Origin of the sequence: Alcaligenes sp. SJTW-7 (assembly GCF_047716895.1) — a bacterium.
In the GTDB taxonomy this organism is placed as follows: Bacteria; Pseudomonadota; Gammaproteobacteria; order Burkholderiales; family Burkholderiaceae_B; genus Alcaligenes; species Alcaligenes ammonioxydans.
Genome location: NZ_CP136682.1, coordinates 2,274,623 through 2,295,755, shown reverse-complemented (window position 1 = coordinate 2,295,755; position 21,133 = coordinate 2,274,623). Strand labels below are relative to the sequence as shown.

The 21,133-nt window shown below is 57.8% G+C and carries 20 protein-coding genes, 3 tRNA genes and 1 riboswitch; of the genes, 9 read left to right on the top strand and 14 right to left on the bottom strand.

Annotation, left to right across the window (positions count from 1 at the left end):
• Positions 1-4 precede the first annotated feature (4 nt).
• Positions 5-652: an alpha-ketoglutarate-dependent dioxygenase AlkB gene (locus RSQ48_RS10335; RefSeq protein ID WP_003799381.1), complete on the bottom strand. Its 648-nt coding sequence runs from the start codon at positions 650-652 to the stop codon at positions 5-7.
• 79 nt (positions 653-731) lie between these two features.
• On the opposite strand from RSQ48_RS10335, the gene RSQ48_RS10330 reads away from it, so the two are divergent.
• Positions 732-1,598, top strand: a complete 867-nt coding sequence (locus RSQ48_RS10330; RefSeq protein ID WP_003799383.1) for a pirin family protein — start codon at positions 732-734, stop codon at positions 1,596-1,598.
• 355 nt (positions 1,599-1,953) lie between these two features.
• Here the strand turns inward: RSQ48_RS10330 and RSQ48_RS10325 are convergent, their stop codons facing one another.
• The 3 genes from RSQ48_RS10325 to RSQ48_RS10315 form a co-directional block, all read right to left on the bottom strand.
• A complete protein-coding gene (locus tag RSQ48_RS10325; protein WP_003799385.1) occupies positions 1,954-2,661 on the bottom strand; it encodes a glutathione binding-like protein in 708 nt (235 codons plus the stop codon).
• Positions 2,662-2,760: 99 nt separating this feature from the next.
• Positions 2,761-2,985: a DUF3820 family protein gene (locus RSQ48_RS10320; RefSeq protein WP_003799391.1), complete on the bottom strand. Its 225-nt coding sequence runs from the start codon at positions 2,983-2,985 to the stop codon at positions 2,761-2,763.
• A 6-nt stretch (positions 2,986-2,991) separates the two neighbouring features.
• Positions 2,992-3,654: a dienelactone hydrolase family protein gene (locus tag RSQ48_RS10315; RefSeq protein ID WP_415301759.1), complete on the bottom strand. Its 663-nt coding sequence runs from the start codon at positions 3,652-3,654 to the stop codon at positions 2,992-2,994.
• Between the two features lie 146 nt (positions 3,655-3,800).
• On the opposite strand from RSQ48_RS10315, the gene RSQ48_RS10310 reads away from it, so the two are divergent.
• On the top strand, positions 3,801-4,043 hold the full coding sequence (locus RSQ48_RS10310) for a hypothetical protein (protein ID WP_235587731.1): 243 nt from the start codon (positions 3,801-3,803) through the stop codon (positions 4,041-4,043).
• Between the two features lie 63 nt (positions 4,044-4,106).
• On the opposite strand, the gene RSQ48_RS10305 is transcribed toward RSQ48_RS10310, so the two are convergent.
• The 6 genes from RSQ48_RS10305 to RSQ48_RS10280 form a co-directional block, all read right to left on the bottom strand.
• Positions 4,107-4,649 (bottom strand): GNAT family N-acetyltransferase, encoded by a 543-nt coding sequence (locus RSQ48_RS10305; protein ID WP_003799396.1) that lies wholly within the window; start codon positions 4,647-4,649, stop codon positions 4,107-4,109.
• A 326-nt stretch (positions 4,650-4,975) separates the two neighbouring features.
• Positions 4,976-6,106: a TIGR03364 family FAD-dependent oxidoreductase gene (locus RSQ48_RS10300; protein WP_415301758.1), complete on the bottom strand. Its 1,131-nt coding sequence runs from the start codon at positions 6,104-6,106 to the stop codon at positions 4,976-4,978.
• The gene (locus RSQ48_RS10295) at positions 6,106-7,125 is read right to left on the bottom strand and encodes a putative 2-aminoethylphosphonate ABC transporter substrate-binding protein (protein WP_003799399.1); all 1,020 of its coding nucleotides are present in this window, start codon (positions 7,123-7,125) and stop codon (positions 6,106-6,108) included. The genes RSQ48_RS10300 and RSQ48_RS10295 overlap by 1 nt, the downstream gene beginning before the upstream one ends.
• 36 nt (positions 7,126-7,161) lie before the next feature.
• A complete protein-coding gene (gene phnX / locus RSQ48_RS10290) occupies positions 7,162-8,028 on the bottom strand; it encodes a phosphonoacetaldehyde hydrolase (protein WP_415301757.1) in 867 nt (288 codons plus the stop codon).
• A 7-nt stretch (positions 8,029-8,035) separates the two neighbouring features.
• Positions 8,036-9,847, bottom strand: coding sequence for a putative 2-aminoethylphosphonate ABC transporter permease subunit (locus tag RSQ48_RS10285; protein WP_336579345.1), 1,812 nt, complete (start codon positions 9,845-9,847; stop codon positions 8,036-8,038).
• Entirely contained in the window at positions 9,834-10,910 is a 1,077-nt protein-coding gene (locus tag RSQ48_RS10280; protein WP_131070650.1) for a putative 2-aminoethylphosphonate ABC transporter ATP-binding protein, read from the bottom strand. Before RSQ48_RS10280 ends, RSQ48_RS10285 begins: the two co-directional genes overlap by 14 nt.
• Positions 10,911-11,050: 140 nt before the next feature.
• Here RSQ48_RS10280 and RSQ48_RS10275 point away from each other — a divergent pair, with 140 nt between their 5' ends.
• Positions 11,051-11,929: a LysR substrate-binding domain-containing protein gene (locus tag RSQ48_RS10275; RefSeq protein ID WP_003799407.1), complete on the top strand. Its 879-nt coding sequence runs from the start codon at positions 11,051-11,053 to the stop codon at positions 11,927-11,929.
• 2 nt (positions 11,930-11,931) lie between these two features.
• Here the strand turns inward: RSQ48_RS10275 and RSQ48_RS10270 are convergent, their stop codons facing one another.
• Positions 11,932-13,959, bottom strand: a complete 2,028-nt coding sequence (locus tag RSQ48_RS10270) for a DUF4139 domain-containing protein (RefSeq protein WP_415301756.1) — start codon at positions 13,957-13,959, stop codon at positions 11,932-11,934.
• Positions 13,960-14,184: 225 nt separating this feature from the next.
• On the opposite strand from RSQ48_RS10270, the gene RSQ48_RS10265 reads away from it, so the two are divergent.
• Both RSQ48_RS10265 and RSQ48_RS10260 read left to right on the top strand, forming a co-directional pair.
• Positions 14,185-14,865: a prepilin peptidase gene (locus RSQ48_RS10265; protein WP_415301755.1), complete on the top strand. Its 681-nt coding sequence runs from the start codon at positions 14,185-14,187 to the stop codon at positions 14,863-14,865.
• Positions 14,866-15,168: 303 nt separating this feature from the next.
• On the top strand, positions 15,169-16,242 hold the full coding sequence (locus RSQ48_RS10260) for an NAD(P)/FAD-dependent oxidoreductase (RefSeq protein WP_131070648.1): 1,074 nt from the start codon (positions 15,169-15,171) through the stop codon (positions 16,240-16,242).
• An 817-nt stretch (positions 16,243-17,059) separates the two neighbouring features.
• On the opposite strand, the gene RSQ48_RS10255 is transcribed toward RSQ48_RS10260, so the two are convergent.
• Positions 17,060-17,144 (bottom strand) — tRNA-Leu (locus tag RSQ48_RS10255).
• Positions 17,145-17,304: 160 nt separating this feature from the next.
• Here RSQ48_RS10255 and RSQ48_RS10250 point away from each other — a divergent pair.
• Positions 17,305-17,877 carry a PadR family transcriptional regulator gene (locus RSQ48_RS10250; RefSeq protein WP_003799415.1) on the top strand — a complete coding sequence of 191 codons (573 nt, stop codon included), beginning with the start codon at positions 17,305-17,307 and terminating at the stop codon, positions 17,875-17,877.
• A 2-nt stretch (positions 17,878-17,879) separates the two neighbouring features.
• Positions 17,880-18,680: a siderophore-interacting protein gene (locus RSQ48_RS10245; protein ID WP_415301754.1), complete on the top strand. Its 801-nt coding sequence runs from the start codon at positions 17,880-17,882 to the stop codon at positions 18,678-18,680.
• Here the strand turns inward: RSQ48_RS10245 and RSQ48_RS10240 are convergent.
• Positions 18,677-19,021 (bottom strand): hypothetical protein, encoded by a 345-nt coding sequence (locus RSQ48_RS10240; protein WP_415301753.1) that lies wholly within the window; start codon positions 19,019-19,021, stop codon positions 18,677-18,679. The two genes, RSQ48_RS10245 and RSQ48_RS10240, sit on opposite strands and share 4 nt — an antisense overlap.
• 118 nt (positions 19,022-19,139) lie before the next feature.
• A riboswitch (SAM-I-IV-variant riboswitch) is annotated at positions 19,140-19,233 on the bottom strand.
• Positions 19,234-19,383: 150 nt separating this feature from the next.
• On the opposite strand from RSQ48_RS10240, the gene RSQ48_RS10235 reads away from it, so the two are divergent.
• Together RSQ48_RS10235 and RSQ48_RS10230 are read left to right on the top strand one after the other, a co-directional pair.
• Positions 19,384-19,468, top strand: a tRNA-Leu gene (locus RSQ48_RS10235).
• 717 nt (positions 19,469-20,185) lie between these two features.
• Complete coding sequence (locus tag RSQ48_RS10230) at positions 20,186-20,428, top strand: heavy-metal-associated domain-containing protein (RefSeq protein WP_100214765.1); 243 nt, start codon at positions 20,186-20,188, stop codon at positions 20,426-20,428.
• Positions 20,429-20,941: 513 nt separating this feature from the next.
• Here RSQ48_RS10230 and RSQ48_RS10225 read toward each other — a convergent pair.
• Positions 20,942-21,026: transfer RNA gene (locus tag RSQ48_RS10225), tRNA-Leu, on the bottom strand.
• Positions 21,027-21,133 lie beyond the last annotated feature (107 nt).

Below are 21,133 nucleotides of genomic sequence, written 5' to 3'. Positions count from 1 at the left end.
GGCCTTAGCCCGCCTTGCGAAAAGTCAGATTGACCCGGCCTGAGCCCCACAGGGGATGGGCCGGGCCTTCCAGCCTGCGTATGCCATGAAAATTCAATCTGGAAGGCCCCCACCAGATCAGCACATCACCGTCACGCAGCCGCAGGGTACGCACCGGGGCGCTGCGTGTTGCGCCACCCCATAAGAACAAGGCCTCACGCCCCAAGGACACCGAGACAATCGGGTGCTGCAAGTCGCGCTCGTTTCTGTCCTGATGCAAGGACATATGCGCGTGCTCGTCGTAGTAGTTGATCAGGCAGGTATCTGGCTGCAAAGGGCCCTGGCCTGACTCCTGGGCAATGTGCGTCAGCAAGTCCTTGAAGACCGGAGGCATGGCGGGCCAGCCCAAACCGCTTTGCGGGTCGGTGGGACTGTAGCGATAGCCGTGCTCGTCCGATATCCATCCCAAGTTTCCACAGCTACTTTGTGCGGCTGACATGCGATGTCCTGATGGAACCTGCATATGTCGCCAGGGGGCACTGTGCAGCAGTTCTTGAACCGCCCGCGCCAAAGCGGCGGCATAGGGCAGGGCCAGGCCCGGCAGGGCGATCAGGCCGGTATCCAGAGTCAGGACGTTGCCGGGATCGGGATCAAAGAGTGAGAGCGTGGGCATGCGGGAGTAAGCGAACCAATCAGGGACCAGAGTATAGTAATCGGGATTGCATTTTTGCGACTTCCCAATAGAGGTGTCTATGGTCGAGCTGCTGATTCCACAACGCCAGCACAGTATTGGTGCATTTGAAGTGGGGCGCGTTTTGCCCTTTCGCCAACGGCGTATGGTGGGGCCCTTTATCTTCTTTGATCGCATGGGACCGCAGGCGTTGACGGCACCGGTAGGGACGGAGAATGATGTGCTCCCACACCCGCATATCGGCCTGTCTACCGTGACCTATTTGTTTGAAGGGGCCATGACGCACCGCGACAGTCTGGGCGTGGAGCAGGACATTACACCGGGTGCGCTCAATTGGATGACCGCGGGTTCAGGCATCAGCCATTCCGAGCGCTTTGAACCCATGCGCGCGCAAGGGGGTCGCATGGATGGTATCCAGGCCTGGGTGGCCTTGCCGGAACACAAGGAAGAACAGAATCCGGACTTTGTGCATTATGAGGCCGAGCAGCTACCTCTGATTAAGGATACGGGCCTGGAAGGTCGCCTGATTGCCGGCTCGGCGTTGGGTTTGTGCAGTCCCGCCAGTGTGGCCTCGCCTTTGTTCTACATGGAGTTGCGCGTGCAGGCCGGCCAGTCTGTCCCTTTGCCAACCGGCCACGACGAGCGCGCCATTTATATCTGTGCGGGTGGGTTGGAAATAGGTAGTCAGCGTTATCCAGCTGGCCAGATGCTGGTCTTTGCCAAAGGTGACAGCCCCCGTATCCTTGCCGAGCAGAGCAGCCACTTGATGCTGCTGGGCGGCGAGCCTTTGGGACCACGCCATATCTGGTGGAACTTCGTGTCCTCGCGCAAAGACCGCATCGAGCAGGCCAAGGACGACTGGCTCAATGGCCGCATCCGCCTGCCGCCACTGGACGATGAGCAGTTCATCCCTTTGCCTGCGGTGTAGGCTCAGGTTGACTGTGACGGTGCAGGCCTTGCACCTGGAAAATGGCGTGCAGCTAAAACAGTCGCTGTGGGGGCGCCAAATCGTACACACAAAAAAAAGCCCTGGAAAGAATCCAGGGCTTTGAAGGCTTGCTCATCAGGCTGGTGGATTTGCCTGTATCTGCTCCATGAGCAGACTGGTTTTTTGATTGACGAACAAGCCTGGCAAACGGAATAGTACCGCTTGCGCAGAATGTTTAGGAAGGCAATTGTACGGATTGCCAATAAATGAAACAAAAAAGACCAGTTCGATAGCAGGGCTATTGCAAGGTGGTGTGCGGCGCCACTGATAGCCAGCGATCATGCCTGCTGATCCATCAATCACGGGCAGGAATGTTCAGGCCTCGTTGCACTGCCGGGCGGGCCTGGAATTGCTGCAGGACACGGGCCACGTTCTTGAATTGCTCGTACTCCACCAACTCGCCTGCGCCGTAAAAACCGATCAGGTTGGCAATCCAGGGGAACAGGGCAATATCGGCGATGGAGTAGCGGTTGCCCACCATCCAGTCCTTACCGTCCAGATGCGTGTCGATCACGCCCAGCAGCCGCTTGGACTCGTTGACATAGCGGTCACGGGGGCGCTTGTCTTCATAGTCCTTGCCGGCAAATTTGTGAAAGAAGCCGAGCTGACCAAACATGGGGCCGACGCCGCCCATCTGGAACATCAACCATTGCAGGGTTTCATAGCGTTGGGCCGGGTCCGCAGAGAGCAACTGGCCGGTTTTTTCTGCCAGATAGATCAGGATGGCACCGGACTCGAACAAGGCCAGCGGTTTATTGCCAGGGCCATTGGGGTCCAGAATCGCCGGAATCTTGTTATTGCTGCTAAGTGAAATGAATTCCGGGCTGAGCTGATCGTTGCGCTCAAAGCTGACCAGATGTGGCTCGTAAGGCAGGCCAATTTCTTCCAGCATGATGGAAACCTTGACGCCATTGGGGGTGGGCAAGGAATACAGTTGCAAGCGCTCGGGGTGCTGTGCCGGCCATTTGCGGGTGATGGGGAAGGCGGAGAGATCGATAGTCATGAGGTCCTTCACAATGGGGTGTAGAGGAAGCCTTGATAGTAGCAAGCGGTACGGCGACATACCGTCGCAGCCCGCCACCCAGTAAGGGATTTGTGCCGCTTAGCGGCTGCGCGGGCGCAAGGGGTCCAGCAAGGATTTCAGGCCGTTGTGGTCCAGCTCGTGCATCAGGGCCAGTAGCTGCCCCAGCCGCCCGGAAGGAAAGCCTTCCCGGGCAAACCAGTTCAGGTAATGCCCCGGCAGGTCGGCCAGCAAGCGACCTTTGTATTTCCCGTAAGGCATGGTGGTGTTCAACAGAGCAAGCAGGTCGTCGCTGGATTCAAGCATGGGGGCTTAACGGAGATGGTCGGCAAAGAAAGCGAGTGTACGCTCTTGAGCCAGTTGGTAGGACGCTGGGTGAAAATCGGGGCGATGATCGCAGCCAAAACCATGTCCGGCAGGCTCGTACACGTAAATGGCCACGTCCTTTTGCGCGTCTTTAATGGTCTGAATGGCGCTGGCAGGGATGGAATGATCCAGAGCGCCAAAGTGCATTTGCACCGGAATCTTGGGCTGTTCCTGGGCGTTCTGGGCAATCTGTGAACCATACCAGCAACTGGCGGCTTGCAGACCCTGCAAGCGGCAGGCGGCCAGCCAGCTCAAGGACCCTCCCCAGCAATAGCCCACAATACCCACCTTGCGGGAGCCCAAGGCATCGATGCAGGCCTGAATATCCAGCAGGGTTTTGTCGAGCGCAATGCGATTGCGCAGCGCCAGACCCGCTTGCACGTCCTCGGCGGTGTAGCCCAGTTGTACATTCTTCTCTTGTCGGTCGAACAGGGCGGGTGACAGTACGCGGTAGCCTTGCTCGGCAAAGCGCTCGCAGGTGTCACGGATATGTTGATTCACACCAAAAATCTCCTGCAGCACGATCAAGCCGCGTTCGGCCTGTTCATCGCCGGCGGCATAGGCCTCGAAACGGTGCTGGTCTGCGCTAGTCAAGCTAAGCATGCTCATGGCGGGTCCTTTAGCTATAAAACAATAATTCTCTCTTATAACAGTCGCCCATGCTGGGACGCCAGCCTAGGGACGTTTACAATCCACCCGGAATGGCGAGTAGCTTGACCACTTGCCCAAGCCCCTTCTACTTCAATGGAATAATGATGCGTGACGTGCTAATGGACAGTCTGTTCTGGACGATTGTGATGCCCTGGTTCTTGTTTCTAGGGCTGTTTCTTGTTCCCAAGCAACCTTCCTGGTTGCGAAGCTACGCCTTTCCTGGCGTGTTTGTGGCAGTAGGCCTGGGGCTGCTGGCTGCCGTGGCAGTGGGCGTTGGCATTTTCAGTATTGTGCTGGGTTTGATTGCCTTTGCCGTGTGTTACGAAAAGCAGAAAGCCAGCGCCTGAGTCCGGGGCAATGGCCTGAAAGAAACCATCGCAGGCAGTAGGCCGCGATGGTTTTTTTGCGCGTCAGCCATCCACCGGCTCGGTCGGCGTATCCAGCGTCAGCAGGTAAAAGGCGGCATCGAGCCAGCGCCCAAATTTGAAGCCCACTTCCTTGAACGTGCCCGAATGGGTAAAGCCCAGACGCTTATGCAGGTGGATACTGCCCGCATTGCTGGCATCAATACAGCCCACCAGCGTATGCACATTGGCCAGACGGGCACGGCGGATCAGCTCTTGCATCAGAATTTTGCCCAGGCCTTTGCCGCGATGCGCCGGGTGTACATACACGCTGTGTTCCATGGTGTATTTGTAGGCGGGAAAGGCGCGGAAGCTGCCCCAGGTAGCAAAGCCCATCAGCGTGCCCGCATCGTCCATGACGCCCACCACGGGAAAGCCGTTGGCGCGTTTGGTGGCAAACCAGCTCACCATGGCGTCGGGTGGGCGCGGCACATAGTCGTAAAGCGCGGTGGAGTTCACGATAGCGTCGTTCAGGATCGCCAAAATAGCGGCTGCATGCTGCTCTTCATCGCAGTCTATAAAACGCAGCCCGCTGTCACTGTCTTTCATGGATCTCTTCCTGTCCTGAGCAAGCCAAGCCGTCATCACCGATGGTGACGGGGGGTGGGGCGCCAGCCTGGCTGTGTGGAGTGCTAAAGCTCATGAGCGGTAGCTCTGGCCTATCGTGTGGCGTATTTTATTCCACTATGTTGGGTTGCCAGTGGGAAATTCCTGCTAAGAACGTATCGCAGTTTGCTTTATTTTGAGGTCGTTGATGTTGATCTCCAGATGCATGCCTGAAGAAAAGAAAAACGCGCAGCGTGGGCTGCGCGTTTTGGCACTCTTGTGGCGTGGGTAAAGGCTGATCCGCTGGTCGAACCCTCCACGCCCAGCCATCAATCGTAGCGAGCGGCGATATTGCGTTCGCCGATTGCCAGACCTGTGGTCATGCCCAAGCCGGTGTGCATGACCGTCACTAGTGTGCTGCCATCGGCCTGCAAGACGGAAAACGGAGCCGGTCCTTTTGCACCGTACACCCCCTGCCAGCGTTGAAGCACCTGAACCGGGCATCCCAGCACCGTTTCAGCCAGAGCCAGCAGGTACTGGTCTGTTTCTTCCTGGTTGAAGGGACTGGCTTGCTGGCCGTAGTCGTGCGAATCCCCAATGATCAGGTCGCCCTGAGGGGTTGGGCTCATCAGCAAATGAATGCCTTGCTCCAAGAGCACGCCGTGGCGTTGCTGTACCTGCTCGCGCAGTGTGGCTGCCAGAGGCAGGTCGCTGAAGGCACCATAGTGCAGGCAGGACAAACCTGTCAGCAAGGGTCGGTCCAAGGCCCAGCCCGCGTCTTGTGCACGCACTTTCAGCATTTGCAGACGGGTCACCGAGGGTTTGACGGTCTCCAGCAGTTCGCGATGCAGGCTGCTGTAGTCATGGCCTGGGCACACAAAAATGCTGTTGGCCGTGAAGTCGCCCACGCTGCTGTGTACCTGACCCGCTTGGGCATAATGCACATGTGCCTGGGTATACACATCGACGCCCATGGCCTGCAGGCTGCTGGTAATGGCGGGCAGGGCGTCGCGCGAGTAAATCTGCAAATCGTCCAGACCTTGCAGCGCACCGTGGTGATGCCCCAAGCGGCCTTCAAACAAGGCGGCCAGTTCCTTGCCGCTCAACATCTGGCATGCCACACCCGCATCCTTGGCACGGCCTTGAGCGAAGTCTTCCAGCAGTTCCAGTTCCAGATGATTGCGCGCCAGTACCAGCGAACCATTGCTGCGCACATGAAAGCCCGCTTGCGCGGCCAGTTCCAGCCACAGTCCGCGGCTTTGGCGAGCCAGTTCCATCATGATGCCCGGAGCCTGGCCGGTGACCAGGACCTGACCGAAATTACGTATGGTGGCGCCTTGGGCCTGATGACTGCGCTCAAGCACAGCCACCCGTAGCTTGCGGCGGGCAGCCGCCCAGGCATGTGCCATGCCCAGGATGCCGCCCCCCACCACGATCACGTCGTAGTGTTGTGTGCTCATTACTTCTTGGCTTCCGATTTACCGTCGTAACGCTTGGTCCATTCGTCGATGATGCGCTCGCGGTTTTCAGCAGCCCATACGAAGTTGTTGTCGATCAGACGCTGGTTCAGGTCTGCAGGCAGATGGGGGTTGGCGGTCGCGATGGAAGGAATGGCCAGAACCGCGAAGTTGGTCTTGTACAGATGGTTGGCGGCTTCGCTGGCAGAAAAGTCAGCCAGTTTCTGCGCGGCTTCCAGGTTCTTGGTGCCTTTCATGATAGCCGCGGCCTCAATTTCCCAGCCCAGACCTTCTTTGGGGAACACCAGCTCCAGGGGAGCGCCTTCTTCTTTCAGGCGGGCGCCGCGGTAGTCAAAGGACACGCCAATCGCATACTCGCCGGAAGCAGCCATATTGCAAGGCTTGGAACCCGAGTGGGTGTAGGCGCCAATGTTCTTGTGCAGGCCGTCCATGAAGGCCCAGCCTTTATCTTCACCAAACAGCTGCAACCAGGCGCTGACGTCCAGGAAGCCGGTGCCGGAGGAGGCCGGGTTGGGCATCACGATCTTGCCGGCATAGACCGGCTTGGTCAGATCTTCCCAGGAGGTCGGCATGGGCAGCTTGTTTTTTTCCAGCTCGACGGTGTTCACACACAAGGCAGCGGCAAACCCGTCCATGCCGACCCAGCTGGGCGGATTGTTCTGGTCGCGCATTTTGGCGTCAATTTTTTCCAGGCCCTTGGGGGCGTAAGGCTGCAGCATGTCCTGGCTGGCCATCAGGCCCAGGGAGGAGCCGGCCAGACCCCAGACCGCGTCAGCTTTCGGGTTGTTCTTTTCAGCGAGCAACTTGGCGGTGATGATGCCGGTGGAGTCGCGGACCCACTGGATCTTGATATCGGGGTTCTCTTTTTCAAAAGCGGCTTGGTAGGCTTTGAGCTGATCGGCTTCCAGCGCGGTATACACCGTCAGGGTGGTGGCAGCGTGTGCCAAAGAGGCGGTGCCCATCAAAGCGGCGGCCAAGGAGCTCAGAACAATGGTTTTCATGAAGGAATGTCCTTGTGACAGCAAAAGGGGGAGGGGTTAGAGAGAGTCGCTGGGGTGTCCGCCCTGGGCCATGCGCTCATTGATCTGTTCAATCACGGCAGGCAGTTGGGCAACGGTATCAATCAGATAATGAGGCTGGGCGTGGGCAAACGTGGCAGCAGCGCGATCACGCAGGGTCTGGCGGCTCGTTTCATCCAAGGCCAGAAATTCCAGCTCGGTCAGACCGGCGGCGTTGCCCGAGAGCAGCAAACCCACCGTCCACATGCCGGCATTGCGGCCTTCCTCAATTCCGACCGCCGTATCGTCAATTTTGACGCAGGCGCTGACATTGCGGATTTCCAGACGGATGACGTTTTCCAAGGCCATGGCGGGCCAGGGGCGCGCCTGTGGCACTTCATCGAAGGCCACGTGGTAGTCCACCAGCACTTGCTGGCGATGGGCGTGTTGCAACAGATTGTCCAGAACCAGACGCGGGTAGCCGGAGCACGAGCCAATCTTCAGGCCTTGGCGACGCGCCCAAGACAAGGTTTCACGCGCACCCGGGATGGCCGCGGAGAACTCGCCCACGCGTTCGTTTTGCATGGGCAGGAACGTGTTGTAGATGCGGTCCACATCGTTATCATCAGGCTGGCGATCGTGCAGGGCCACGAACTGGGCATGCACTTCGGGCAGTTCCAGCATGGCTTTGATGTGGTCCCATTTGCCAATGCCCATGGCGCTGCGAGCCTGGTCCAGGTTCAGGGTCAGATCAAAGCATTTGAAGGCTTCAACCAGAATTTGAGTGGGAGCAAAGGAGCCAAAGTCCACCAGCGTGCCGGCCCAGTCGAAAATCAGGGCTTCAAGGTGCATGGCCTGGGAGGTGGATGTATCAAGTGGCGTATTTGCGCAAGTAGGGGAGGGCATTGCGGTCCTATCGGGTTGGAGAAAGAGAGGGAGAGCGCCAGGCCTGGCTGCGGCGCAAGGCGGCACGGCTCAGTACATGAACCAGCAGGCAGACAAAACCGGAGCTCAGCATGATGACCGTACACATGGCCGCTGCCGGGCCAATAAAGCCGGCGTCATCCATATTCATGACGGCGACCGAGGCCAGCACGGTTTGCGGGCTGTAAAGAAATACGACGGCAGACACGGTGGTCATGGCCGAGACAAACAAATAGCGCGCCACGGACAGCAAGGCAGGCAGACACAGGGGCAAGGTCACCCCCATCAAGGTGGACAGGCGTGGCGCTTTCAAGGAAGCCGCGGCCGCCTCCAGCTCCGCGGGAATCGCCTTCAGGGCGGTCACGAAGTTCAGGTGGGCGCTGGTGTACAGGTGAATGACGCTGCACAGGACCAACAAGGTCATGGAGCCATACAAGCCGGCCAGGGGGTTGTTGGGATGGTTGAAAAAGAAGATGTAACCCAAACCCAGAACCAGTCCGGGAATGGCCATGGGGGCCAGCGCCAGCATCTGCAACAGGCTGTACAGACCTTTGTCGGTCCGGCCGCGGGCGGGGAGTTTTTCCAGCACCCAGGCACCCAGGAAAATCAGGGCCGAGCCGATCACGGCGGTGAACAAGGCCATGGTCAGGCTGTTGCGCCAGGCCAGCCAGCCGCCGCCATCCATATTGTTGAAGTCGTAGGACTTCAGGGACAGGCTCAGGTTGTAAGGCCAGAACTTGATCAGGGAGGCCCAGACGGCCATGCCTACAATGGTCAGGATCGCCAGGGAAATCAGCACCATGACCCCCATGAAATAGCGGTCACGGCGGCGGTGTGGCTGGGGCGAATAGGCGCTTAAAGACCCTTGTGCCTGACCGCGAGCACGGGCACGCAGGTGGCGGTCCAGAAAGAAGGTCAGGACGGCCGGGATCAACAGCAGCACCCCAATGGCAGCGCCTTTGGAGAACTGTAATTGGCCGACCACGGCCTTATAGGCTTCCATAGCCAGTACGTTGTAGGAGCCCCCCACGACCTTAGGTACCCCAAAGTCGGTGACCGTCAACGTAAAGACCAGGCAGGCGGCGGAGAAGACGGCATAGCGGCTGGCAGGCAGCGTCACGGTCATAAAGCGACGCCAGGCGTTGGCGCCCATGGCGCGCGCCGCGTCATACAGGCGGGCATCGGCCAGAGCCAGACCGGTACTTAAAATCATCAAGGCATGGGGGAAGGTATAAAAAGCCTCCCCCAGCACAATGCCCCAGAAGCCGTAGATCGTCTCGCCGCCTATCCAGTGACGCAGCAGTCCCTGATTGCCGAACAAATAGATCAAGGACAGGCCCGGCATCAGCGAGGGCGCCAGCAAGGGCAGCAGTCCCAAAGCCCGGAACAGACCGGCACCCCGGATGCAACAGCGCTGCAGGGCAAAGGCAAAGGCGTAGGCAGCGGGAATGACAATGGTCAGGGTGGTGAGGCCAACCAGAATCGAGCGACCCACCATGTGCATGAAGCCTGGGGCGCTGATGATGGACCAGAACTGGCCCAGCCCGACCAACTGACCCTCGCTGTCCTGAACGGCTCGCAGCAGGATAAACAGCATGGGCAGGGCCAAAAACAGCACCAGCAGGGCAAACAGGGCAATCAAGAGGGCGCGTCGTGCTGCCGCGCCTATCCAGGCAGGCAAGACGCGACGAGTCAGCGGGGGATTCTTCACGCGTGTGTCGGCAAGGGGTAGCCCGTACAGGCTGGTCGAGGGCAGGGCGGCCGTGCCGGCTGGCGGCACGGCAGTATTAGTGGTGGGCATGCAAGGCCTCGCTGGGAAGCTGGATACGACAGCGTCGTGCAGCCAGTGGGTCAAGCAGGCGGTCTCCCTGCTCCGGATTGACGATGGCCTGCACAGTCAAGCCGTCCATGCCCTCCGGACGCAGCGTCAGTTTGTAGTGGCGACCCAGGAAGATGCCATCCACAATGTCTGCCAGAAACGTATTGGTGACCGAAGTGGGGCTGTTGTTGTCCAGCACGCGGATGTTCTCGGGACGTATGAACAGTCGTCCGGCACTGGTTGGTGCCTCCTGGCTCAGGTCCAGACGGACCCGCTCGACCAGCACCGAGCAATCATGCAAAGGCGTGAACGGCAGCCAGTTGGCCTCGCCCACGAAACCGGCGACAAATGGGTCTGCCGGGGCGCGATACAGAGCCTGGGGACGATCAAATTGAACCAGGCGGCCTTTATCCATCACGGCAATGCGGTCGGCCATGACCATGGCCTCTTCCTGGTCGTGCGTCACCATCAAGGTGGTAATGGACAGCTGTTTTTGCAGCGCACGCAGCTCGCTGCGCAGGCGTTCGCGCACCTGCGCATCCAGGGCGGACATGGGCTCGTCCAGCAAAAGCAGCGAGGGTGAAGGAGCCAGGGCGCGGGCCAGGGCCACGCGCTGTTGCTGGCCGCCGGACAATTGGGCCGGGTATTTGTTTTCCGAACCGGACAAACCCACCAGATCCAGCATTTCCGAGACCCGCTGACGCACTTGTGTGGCCAGGTTTTTGCGGGGCGACAGCCCATAAGCAATGTTTTGAGCCACGGTCAGGTTGGGAAACAGGGCGTAGGACTGAAACAGGATGCCGTAGTCGCGTTGTTGGGGGGGCAGTTCAGTGATGTCACGTCCAGCCATAACGATGCTGCCCCGGTCTGCCTGTTGCAGGCCTGCAATGCATCGCAGCAAAGTGGTTTTGCCGCAGCCCGAGGGGCCCAGCAAACAGACCAGTTCACCGGCCTGGATATCCAGGCTGACCTGGTCCAGGGCAGTAAAGGAGCCGAACTGCTTGTGCAGTCCTTGTATGGTTAAAAAAGCAGGCTTGGCGCTCATCCCGAGGTTCCGACTTGTCATGAATGTCATGAACGTCAGTATGGGAGTCCTATATGGCGGCCCGATGACAGTACAACGAATTTCTGTAATACGAGAATCGGATAATTTGGGTTTTGAGTTTTCCCAAGGAGAGCGGCAGCATGCTGGCTCTGGAACTAAAGTCCTTTCACGCGACGGCCCATTGTGGCTCGATTACCAAGGCGGCCCAGTTGCTGGGTATCAGCCAGCCCACGGTCACCTCGCATCTGCGGCAACTGGAGAGCCGCTACGGGGTGGAGCTGTTTTATCGGCAGGGCAAAGGAGTCTATTTAAGCCAGCAAGGGGAACGCCTGCTGCCGCAAGTTGAGCAACTAATGCAGCAGGCCGCGCAGATTGATTTCAGTCTGCGAGACTTGCGTGATTTGAAAAGCGGCATATTGCGGGTAGGGGCGACCGGACCGTATTACATCATGGCGGTATTACGGAATTTTCATCAGGCCTACCCAGGTGTGAAAATGCGTTTGAGTATCGACAACTCTCATCGGGTGCTGAGTGCCTTGCACGATTACCAACTGGATGTGATCGCTTCGTCGGCGCTGGTGGATGACTCACGTCTGGTGCGTCTGGTGCTGGCCTCCGATCCTTTAGTGGCCGTGCTGCGCAAGGATCACCCGCTGGCAAGCCGCCAACGCCTGCGGATTGTGGATCTGTGCCGCTACCCTATGTTGATGCGCGAGTCTGGGTCCATGACCCGGGAGCTTTGCTACCAGGTCTTTGGACAGGCGGGGCAGGAGCCCACACACATTCTGGAAATAGGCAGCCGGGAGGCCATTGGGTGGGGAGTGGTGTGCGGCATGGGCGCCAGCTTGCTGCCTTTGCGTGAAGTGCCGGCGCACCCGGACATCATCAGCTTGCCCTTGAGCGATGTCTCGGCGCACTTGAGCGAGTTTGTGTATTGCCTCAAAGAACGCGCGCAGGGTCATGCCATACGCGCGTTTCTGGAGCAGGTGCAGGCCCAGTTGCCCGCACCGGGAGGCTAAGTTCAGTTCAGTTCAGCCAAGCCTTTCTCGAAGGCCTGACGGGCCTTTTGAACGGCATCACGCTGATCCTGAACCGCCTGGCGCTGGCTGGCAATCTGGTCCTCTTGCTGGGCCAGCTGTGCGCTAAAGCGTTCGCCCAAGGTGCTCTGTGCGCTGACCGCGGCCAGATTGGCGCGGATGCGCTCCTGCTCTGCAATCGTCTCATTCAGGCGCTCGACCGCCAGGTTCTGCGCCTGCTGGGCCTGGCTCAGTTGCCGACGCAACTCAATCAGCTTGTCCATCTTGGCCTGCAGGGCCTGGTCCTGGCCGTTGCCTCGCCATTGCACCAGCAGGGTTTCGTCGATGTCTTCCAGACGCAGTTCCGTCTGGTCCTGCAGGCTGAGCTGAGCCGTGACGGTGATGGTTTTACCTTTGGGTACCTTCACTTTCAGGCGGTGTTCCTGGGCTGTGTCGCTATCGTGGGCATCGGATTTGAAGGACCAGCCATCCTGACGCGGTAACTGGATCAGGACGGTCCTATCTTCGTTCGCGGGACCCGTGATCTCGAAACGGAAGTTTTGAAAGCGGGTCCATTCCGATCGAGCCACGCCATCGCTGACGCGCGTGTTGCTTAGGCGATATTCCTCTGTCTGTTCTTCACGGATCTGCACTTTGCTGTCCTGGGCAAAGTAGATCAGGCGTTGCTCTCCAGTTGGCAGCCCGGCCAGCTCCGCATCCCCCACATGACCGTCTTGCTGGTCAAAGACGGTGATGATGCCCGGTGGCAGGCTATTGGCCTGCTGATTGTTGACCCAAATGGCGGCCGTGGGATGATCGCCCGCCTGACCACTGCGATATACCGACAGAGCCTCAGCCTGCAAGGACGTGTCCATAAATGGGACGGCGACTGTCTGGCCGGTGGGAACATTCACTGTCTCGGGCAAGCTAAAGCGTACCTGGGTTTGACCTTCCTGAGCTTGAGCGTCGCTGTTGGCACCACCCGCGGCCCATTGTTTGGAAAGGACGCTGTCTGCCATGTAGGCTGCTTCAGCGATGGGGGCAGGGGCAGGGGGGGCCATGCGGGCACGCATGGCATTAGCCATGGCCGGATGAGCTTGATTCGCGCGCACGCTTGCCTGGGTGTCCGCTTTCGGGGCGATGGCGCTGCCTACGGCAACGGGCAGTTCGGGGCGCTCGTTCCAGTAGCGCTCCAGCAGGCGTTGACGCAGCATCACTGGCGAACCCGAGCTTAAGGTGACCTTGACGTTTTTCCAGTCCTCGCCAGTGGTGTTTTCGAAAATGGCCCAGGCCTGCAGTCGGGCTTTGCCCTCTTGCATCATCAGTCGGTAGGAGCTTTTCCAGACTGGGGCAGGAGTCAGATAGGACAGACGCGCGGTCTTGGTGTCGGTCTTGTTCAGGACCAATTGAATGTCACGCGATTGCTGATTGTTTTGTCCGGCCAAGACCTGCGCGGCTTGCTGCAATTGTTGCTGCACGGTTTTATCCAGCACTTCCAGGCTGGTGTCGGGACCCAGCTCCAATGTCTGAATCTGGCCTTGCTCCGTGAGCACGCTCAGGATGGCCTGGGAGGAGCGCTCGTTAGTGGCCGCGATGGTCTGTACACCCAGAACGGCACCGCGCACCTGGCGGCCTTGCGAGCTGGCGCTCAGTTGTTGCCCTCGCAGGGCCTGCGCCAAGGCGGCGGGCGAGCCCAGATCCTTGGCCGAGAAGGGCAAGCTGTCAAAGCTCTCTTTCAACGGGGCCAGACCGGACAGGGTCAACGATTCAATGCGGCTTTTGCCGTCTACGGCCATCAGGGTTTTTAAAATATCATCGACCTGGTTCAGAGGCACGCGCAGTTGGGCGGTTCCGGTGTCGGTAATCGGGATCTGTCGTTCGATCTCGGCCATACCGGCGCTGGATAAGGTGATCGCTTCGATCTGCTGGGCCCAGGCTGCACTGGCTGTTGAGCCCATCCAGACCAGCATCAAAGCACCGGTCAACGAGCGCAGGCGGGGAGCACGCGCCGCGTGGGGCATAAATTGGTTCATGGCGCTTCCTTATTCATCCATAAGCGAAACAAAGGGTTGAAGCGCATTATGCCTAGCCTTGCTGGGCTCTGTCTGTCATTCGGGTAACAAAAAATGCCATGCCTCGATTTCCCGCAGCCTGGAGCAAAAAATGCTTACGTCATCAAAAGCGCACACGCCTCTGCTAGGATTTGGTCAGCGAGACTGTGGGACACGCACTTTTCATTAATCGGGTGAAGGATCATTATGATGTGGACGTCGTGGGGCAATGCCTGGGCGGGAATGGGAGTTGCTCTGGTTTTGGCCGTCTGTTTTTATTGGCCCGCCCGGCGCCTGTCCTGGAGTCTGCCCATCGAACTGGAGTCCGGCTTGAGTACACGCCCACGTCGACTACACCGGCAATGGGGGTGGGTGTGCCAGGCCCTGGCTTTGGGGCTGATGCTTTGGGCAGGGTGGCGCTGGCAACTGACTCCGGCCGCAGTGGCTGCCTGTGTCTGGATCGCCGTTACCGCTTTACTGGCCTGGATTGATGCGGAAACCGGCTACCTGCCCGATCGCCTGACCTTGCCTTTGTTGTGGCTGGGCCTGCTGGTCAATCTGGATCACACCTTTACCACGTTGCCCTTGGCGGTGCTGGGTGCAGCGCTGGGTTATGGTCTGCTGTGGCTTTTGAATCATGGTTTCCTGCTGCTGACCGGACGTGCCGGCATGGGGTACGGCGACTTCAAGCTGCTGGCGGCCCTAGGGGCCTGGCTGGGGGCAAGTGCCCTGCCCGGCATTCTCTTGTCTGCCTCTGTCCTGGGTTTGCTGGCCGTGCTGATCTTGCGCTTGGGTGGTCGGCTGGCGGCAGGGCAGGCCATTCATTTTGGGCCTTATCTGGTCCTGGGGGGCTGGATCATGCTGTTTTCTCTGCCTCGCCTTTTTTAAGAAGCAGGGGCATTCGCTCAGCTAAACAAGATTTGATGGTTTGCCCATGCCCGCCGCAGGGGCCGGAAGTGTCCACCGACAGGTCTTGTTGACCCTTTTGTGAGTGCGGCGCATCTCGCTTGGCATCCTGGGTACTCGCTCCCGGCCAATAGGTGATAGTTGGGGCTGGCTGGGCAGTCGTGGTAAAACGTCCCGGGCCAGTCGGGCTGGCAGCCATTGTGCCCAAGCGGTCAGCAGACGCACAAGGCGGTTCTATGGACATTATCCCGCTGATAAAGCGGACGGGAACCTGGGGATGAAGGGATGATTATTGTTGTTGGTGCTGGTGTGGCGGGTTTGGCAGCGGCGCGCCGTCTGAGTATGCAAGGTCAGGCTGTGACGCTGGTGGCTCCGCCAGAGCGGCAGCCTTCGTGGGGTGAAACCTTGTCTGAACGCGGTGCCCAGGTCTTGACCCGTCTGGGATGGGAAAGCTGCCTGGATGAGACGGTGGCTCTGCGCTCTCAGGGGCGTTTTTCGGTATGGGGAAATGAAGGGCTGCGCACCGTGCAGGACGAGGATGGTCAGGGGTACCTGCTGGACAAGGCACGTCTGGAGCAGGTGCTGCTTGAACGCTTGCAGAAAGAAGAGAAACTCAGCCTGCGTCGCACACGAGTTCTGAGCCTGGAACATCAGCCTCACGGGCTTACTGTCAGATTGGCGGATGGCACGAGCCTTGAAGCCGCTGCCTTGATCGATTGCAGCGGTCGCGCGGCAGTATCTTGCGGGTCGGTTGCCGAGCGTCAACGACTGGACAGGCTGGTCGCGGCCTGGCGTGTTTTTGATCTACCGCAGGGAGCGGAGCCTCTGGCGGCTTCATTGGTCGAAGCGGCGGAGTTGGGATGGTGGTATTTGTCTCCCATGCCCGGCCATCGTTTGACGGTGGCCTTGTTCTCGGATGCGGATCTCTTGCCTGACGCTTTGAGTCATGATGGGTCGACGTGGGCCGGTTTACTGGCTTGCGCCGATGCAGCGCGCGTGCGTATGGAAAGTCTGGGCTTGATCGATCAAATGGCCGACTGTGCTCCTACCGTCAGCGCAGCTGCCAGCGCCACCGTGTCTCACTTTGTTGAAGGCCGTCTCCTTCGCGCTGGCGATGCGGGCGCCGCCATGGACCCCTTGGCGGCCAATGGTCTGGCTACGGCGCTGTGGAGCGGCTCGCAATCGGCACAGGCGGCTCTGGCCCTGACGCAAGGAAACCCTGAGCCGGCACGATCGTATGAAAAAGACTATTTGCTGGGTCTGGTGCGTCACCTGAATGCTCAACATGCCCTGTACGGTAGGGAGCAGCGTTATGCGGCGCAGCCATTCTGGCAACGCCGTCATCGCCCTTTGGAGTAGTCAGCAAAAGGGTGGGCCAGCCGAGCAAAAGGTGATGGGCCTGTGCATGTCAAAAAGCCGAAGCAGAATAAAGCATCTGTTTCGGCTTTTTTGTCGCTGGATCTTCGGGGTCAAGGAGATCGGTGTCTCCCCCTGACGGTTGTGCTCGTTGGCAAGGGGGCATACATCAGATCTGTCGATCCGGGCAGGTTCGCCTCCGTGCGAGGCCATGAACTTTCTGGGGCTTTTCAAACTGGTCTTTTGCGCTGCTGGTTTCACGGTTTCAGCTCAGACTGAGTGGTAGCTCGATAGGACGGCGTACGCATTTACTCAAAAGAGTGCGTTTTATGTCGTTGCCAACAGCCCAAGGCTATTTTTAATGGAAAGATCTCAGTACGGATGCGCTCTTTTTAAGTGGCGGCGCAGGGTTTTAACATATGGCCGCTATTCGTATTTTGTAATGGGCATGTTATGTGCTTGGGCCGCACGAACTGGTTTTCCTGGTTTCAGGTAGCGTAAGTGACTGTTGATCCACACTTTTTTCTTCTTGGCCTGATTTTTCTTGTGGCTTTTCTGCTGCTCGCTTTGGTCCCGGCGCTAAGCTTGTCCGCCCTTGGGGAAGCGCTACCCAGATATCAAGGTAAGTTGCCCGATTTTTAGTGCTTATCTGATCGCGGTGCTTGCGTTTGGTGTTCAGCTTGACTGCTGTACTTCAGGGGGGGAAGGTCGGGGTGGGGGCCTCGTGCGCTCCTGGAAGGGGCTCGAAGATCTTAGCGTTTGGGTGCGCACACAGCAAAAAGCCGATCATCTTTTGATGATCGGCTTTTTGAGGAATTTGTGGTGCCCAGGAGAGGACTCGAACCTCCACACCCGAAGGCACATGGACCTGAACCATGCGCGTCTACCAATTCCGCCACCTGGGCTTTGATAAGGGCTGCTGCCCGTCTCAAGCGTTAAATTATAGGATGAATCTTTTGGTAAATGCAAGCATTTTCATTGGGCACGGTTTATTTTGATTTTTGGTTGATTGTCATTCTCATTATCATTAATATGTGTCGAGTGATATAGCATAAGAGTGTGACTATGAAATTCAACACAATGGATGTCGAGCGCATGTTGCAGGATATGGGGCAGGGTCGAAAGTACTCTGCCCGAGCTATGCAGCTCATGCTGATGGCCTTGCTCAAGGAAGGCAGCACTCATGGGTATCAACTAATCCGTCGTTTTGCGCAGATCAGCCAGAACAGTTATGTGCCCAGCGCCGGCGCGGTGTATCCGGCCTTGGCCTTTTGTGCGACTCAAGGTTGGGTTCTGATTGAGGAGCAAGGGCGCCGCAAGATGTACAGCCTGACTCCGGAGGGGCTGGCGTATCTTGAGGCGCAGAAAGAGAAGTGTGACTACCTACTGCAGTCCTTGACCTACCGCGGGCGCAAGCGGGTATGGATACGGCAGATGCTGGCTGAACAGAGTAGTGACGAGGATTTAAAGGCCGCGCAGGAACAGACGGGTTGGCTGCCCGAATTTGTCCAGGTACGCCATAGTCTTAAACAGGCCATGTTTGAACAATCGACAGCCAGTCTGGCACGACAGGCTGACGTGGTGGCAATTCTGGAGAAAGCCATCGCCGAAATACGCAATTTGCCCAAGGAGTCTTAAGCATGCAGTCCGAACAATTAACGCAAAAAGTGGCCCATCCCCTGAAGTTGCGATTGCTCACCGTCAAGCATCGCCGTGAGCTGGGACCTCACATGCTGCGCATTACCCTGACGGGTGCTGACCTGGAGGGGTTTTACTCGCCGGGGTTTGATGATCACGTCAAACTGATTTTTCCGGATCCAGCCACCCATTCCCTGCGTCTGCCCCAAATGGGCGAGCGCGGTATGGTCTTTGCGGCGGGGCAGGAAAAACCTCCCATCCGTGATTACACGCCGCGCGACTACCGCGCGGCGGAACAGGAGATGGATATCGATTTTGTGCTCCACGGTGACGGCCCGGCGTGCCGATGGGCCATGCAAGCCAAGGAAGGGGACAAGCTGGGGGTCGCGGGACCCCGTGGCTCCTTTCTGCTCAGCAAGGAACTGGATTGGCAAGTCCTGATCGGTGACGAAACCGCCATACCTGCGATGGCACGACGCATCCATGAACTGCCTGCCACGGTGAACGTGCAGGTGTATGTCTTGGCGCGCAATTTATTGACGGTAGGGACGCTAGCGGCGCCCGATCACGTTACGGTGAACTGGATTCCATCACTGGCCGGGTTGCCGGGCATTCTGGACGCGCTGCGGGCTGCGACGCAGCCCAGCGGCACAGGCTATGTATGGGTGGCGGCAGAATACGCAGTTGCCCAAGGGCTGCGTGAATACTGGGTGCAGGAGCGTGGCCTGGATAAGAACGCGATTCGGGCCAGCAGTTACTGGCGCCAAGGCGATCAGGGCGATCAGGCCCCTCGTCTGGATTAAGCGGCTTGTTGCTGAGGGTAGGGTTGGGCGCGCAAGCGGCCACCCACGTGCAGCACTGGCTGAAGGTCTGTGTCCAGCGTTGTCTCGGGATGCGCCAGGCGATGCTGGTCAATCAGGCGTGCGATCGCATCCATGTTCAGCAGCAATGTGCTGTCGATATCAGGCTGAAAACGGGTCCAATAGCCGCCCCGACAACTGGAGCCCAGCCAGCGAGGCTCATAATCTCCGACAGTCTCCGCATGCTGTTCGCGGACAACGGCCAGCCGCGAACAGCCAGGACGAAGCACAATGCGGTAGCTTTGCTGTTCTAGGGTGAGGTGATAGCAGTACGGTGCAGACATAGTTTCTCCTGTTTAGCTCTTGGAAGCGGCTTCCGGGTGAGCAAGTTGGATTAAAGGACCCGTTGAGCGCCTGCTAGGTCAGGCATAAAAAAACCCGCTGGCAGCGGGTTGTTGTCATAACGATCCCTTTGGTTGCCAGATGGCCATATCTTGAATCCACCTTGTGCGGGTACACAGGTTGGCATGGGTTACCCCAACTCTTGATATGGCAATAAGCATAAAAGCGATTTTCATGAAGCGCAAGAGGCCGACAAACTTCTGTCCATCATAAAAAACAGAAATAGTTTGCGCGAATTGAAAATCGTGTTATAGTTATTTTCTGTCTTGCAACGACGTGTTTAAAAACAAGTGTTGCAGTCAGAGCCCAGGTGGCGGAATTGGTAGACGCGCATGGTTCAGGTCCATGTGCCTTAGGGTGTGGAGGTTCGAGTCCTCTCCTGGGCACCAAAATTCCTCAAAAAGCCGATCGTCGAAAGATGGTCGGCTTTTTGTATTGTGGTTTGGGAAATCGGGGTCGTATAGATATCCAGGCGCAGTTCAATTTGGTCCTTTTCATGCCCCCGACGGAGCCAGCCTGTCCGACCGGTAAGGGACTGTGCGGTTGGGTTCGCGTTCAAGCGTAAACGGCGCTTACAAGGCTGGTTCTTCTGCCTGCAAATAATGCTTTATTTATAAGGTTGGTTCTTCTACCTGCAAAGAGTGCTTTGTATTAGGCAGCTCAGGTCGACGCGCTGTTTGATGGCTTTTATTCTCCAGGCAGGATGGTTAGTGCACTCTTCTCCCTGGCCTTGTTCAGGTGCAGTTGAGCTGGCGTTTGAATCCAGTTCTTTCAACCATCGCCGTTGTCCATTCGATCTTGCTTCGTCCACGTGCTGTCAGCCAGCCATCGATCTGATGGGCAAACAAGCCTATTTGCCTAGCTAGCAATTTGGTCAGTTACTCAGTCAGTCGAGTGGTAGTAGTAGCTTGATCTGTCAGTTAGCCTGCTTGCCGTCCTCGTTCCTTGTCTTGTTCTTTGAAGGAGGAGTGCGTACACCCCTGTACTGAATGGCTAATCGTCACTTGCCGTATTTATAAGATGTATTTAATATATATCTTTATGGGCGGTGGCGATTTCATCAACTGCCTCACCTCATGTTAAAGGGATGAAAAATGCAAGTGGGAATGTTGAAATTGGCGGGTCTGCGACACCCTGAGTGTGCTGACAAAGTGGCGAATGCCTTGGCAGCGGTCCAGGGTGTGCAAGCGGCAGACGCTTCGTTTGAGAATGCGAAGGCATCGGTGCGTTTTGATGAAACCCAGGTGTCGTTGGAAGATCTGCATGCCGCGGTTGAACAGGCGGGCTATCAGATTGCCAAGCCAGCGCATGGAGAGGATGGCGCATGTTGTGGCGGCTGCGGCGGTTAATAGCGGCGACTTTATGAAATGGAAAACCGATTGTTCAAACGCAGTCGGTTTTTTTTGTCCCAAAGAATCAGGCGGGGTTTTTGAGGCAGGGGCCGTGGCAGGCAGAAAAAGATCCCTTTGTTTCTCCCGCATGGGATTGGTGATGTGTTCATAGGCCTGTAAAGAAAGCCACCGATCATGCGGTGTTGATTTCTTATTCGGAAGTGCCTGTGCTTAATCAATCATGCGCTTGTATTGCCGTTACGGCAGTCCTTGGGCTAGAAGCCTTGCTCGCTGCGTACCTTCCCAAGTCCAGTCTGGGACAAGAAAATAAGAAGGCTTGCTGGGCGCTCAGCGAATGGCTTGTCAACGCGCAAGAGCCCGGCAAAGGGTGTGGCTTGGGACGTACACGTGGAGTGGGGGCTGCGGGCCTAACCTTTCATGGGGCCTTGCGTCGGTGCCCAAGCGCCTTGCTGTATGGGCGCACAAAACAAAAAGCCGATCATCGAAAGATGATCGGCTTTTTGAGGAATTTGGTGCCCAGAAGAGGACTCGAACCTCCACACCCGAAGGCACATGGACCTGAACCATGCGCGTCTACCAATTCCGCCACCTGGGCAATATCGTTGTATGCTTATGACTGTGCCAAAAGCCTTCAACGTTTTTGCTGCGTGAGCAGCAAAGAAAAAGGATTATAGGCATACTTTATTAATAATGGAAGTGTCC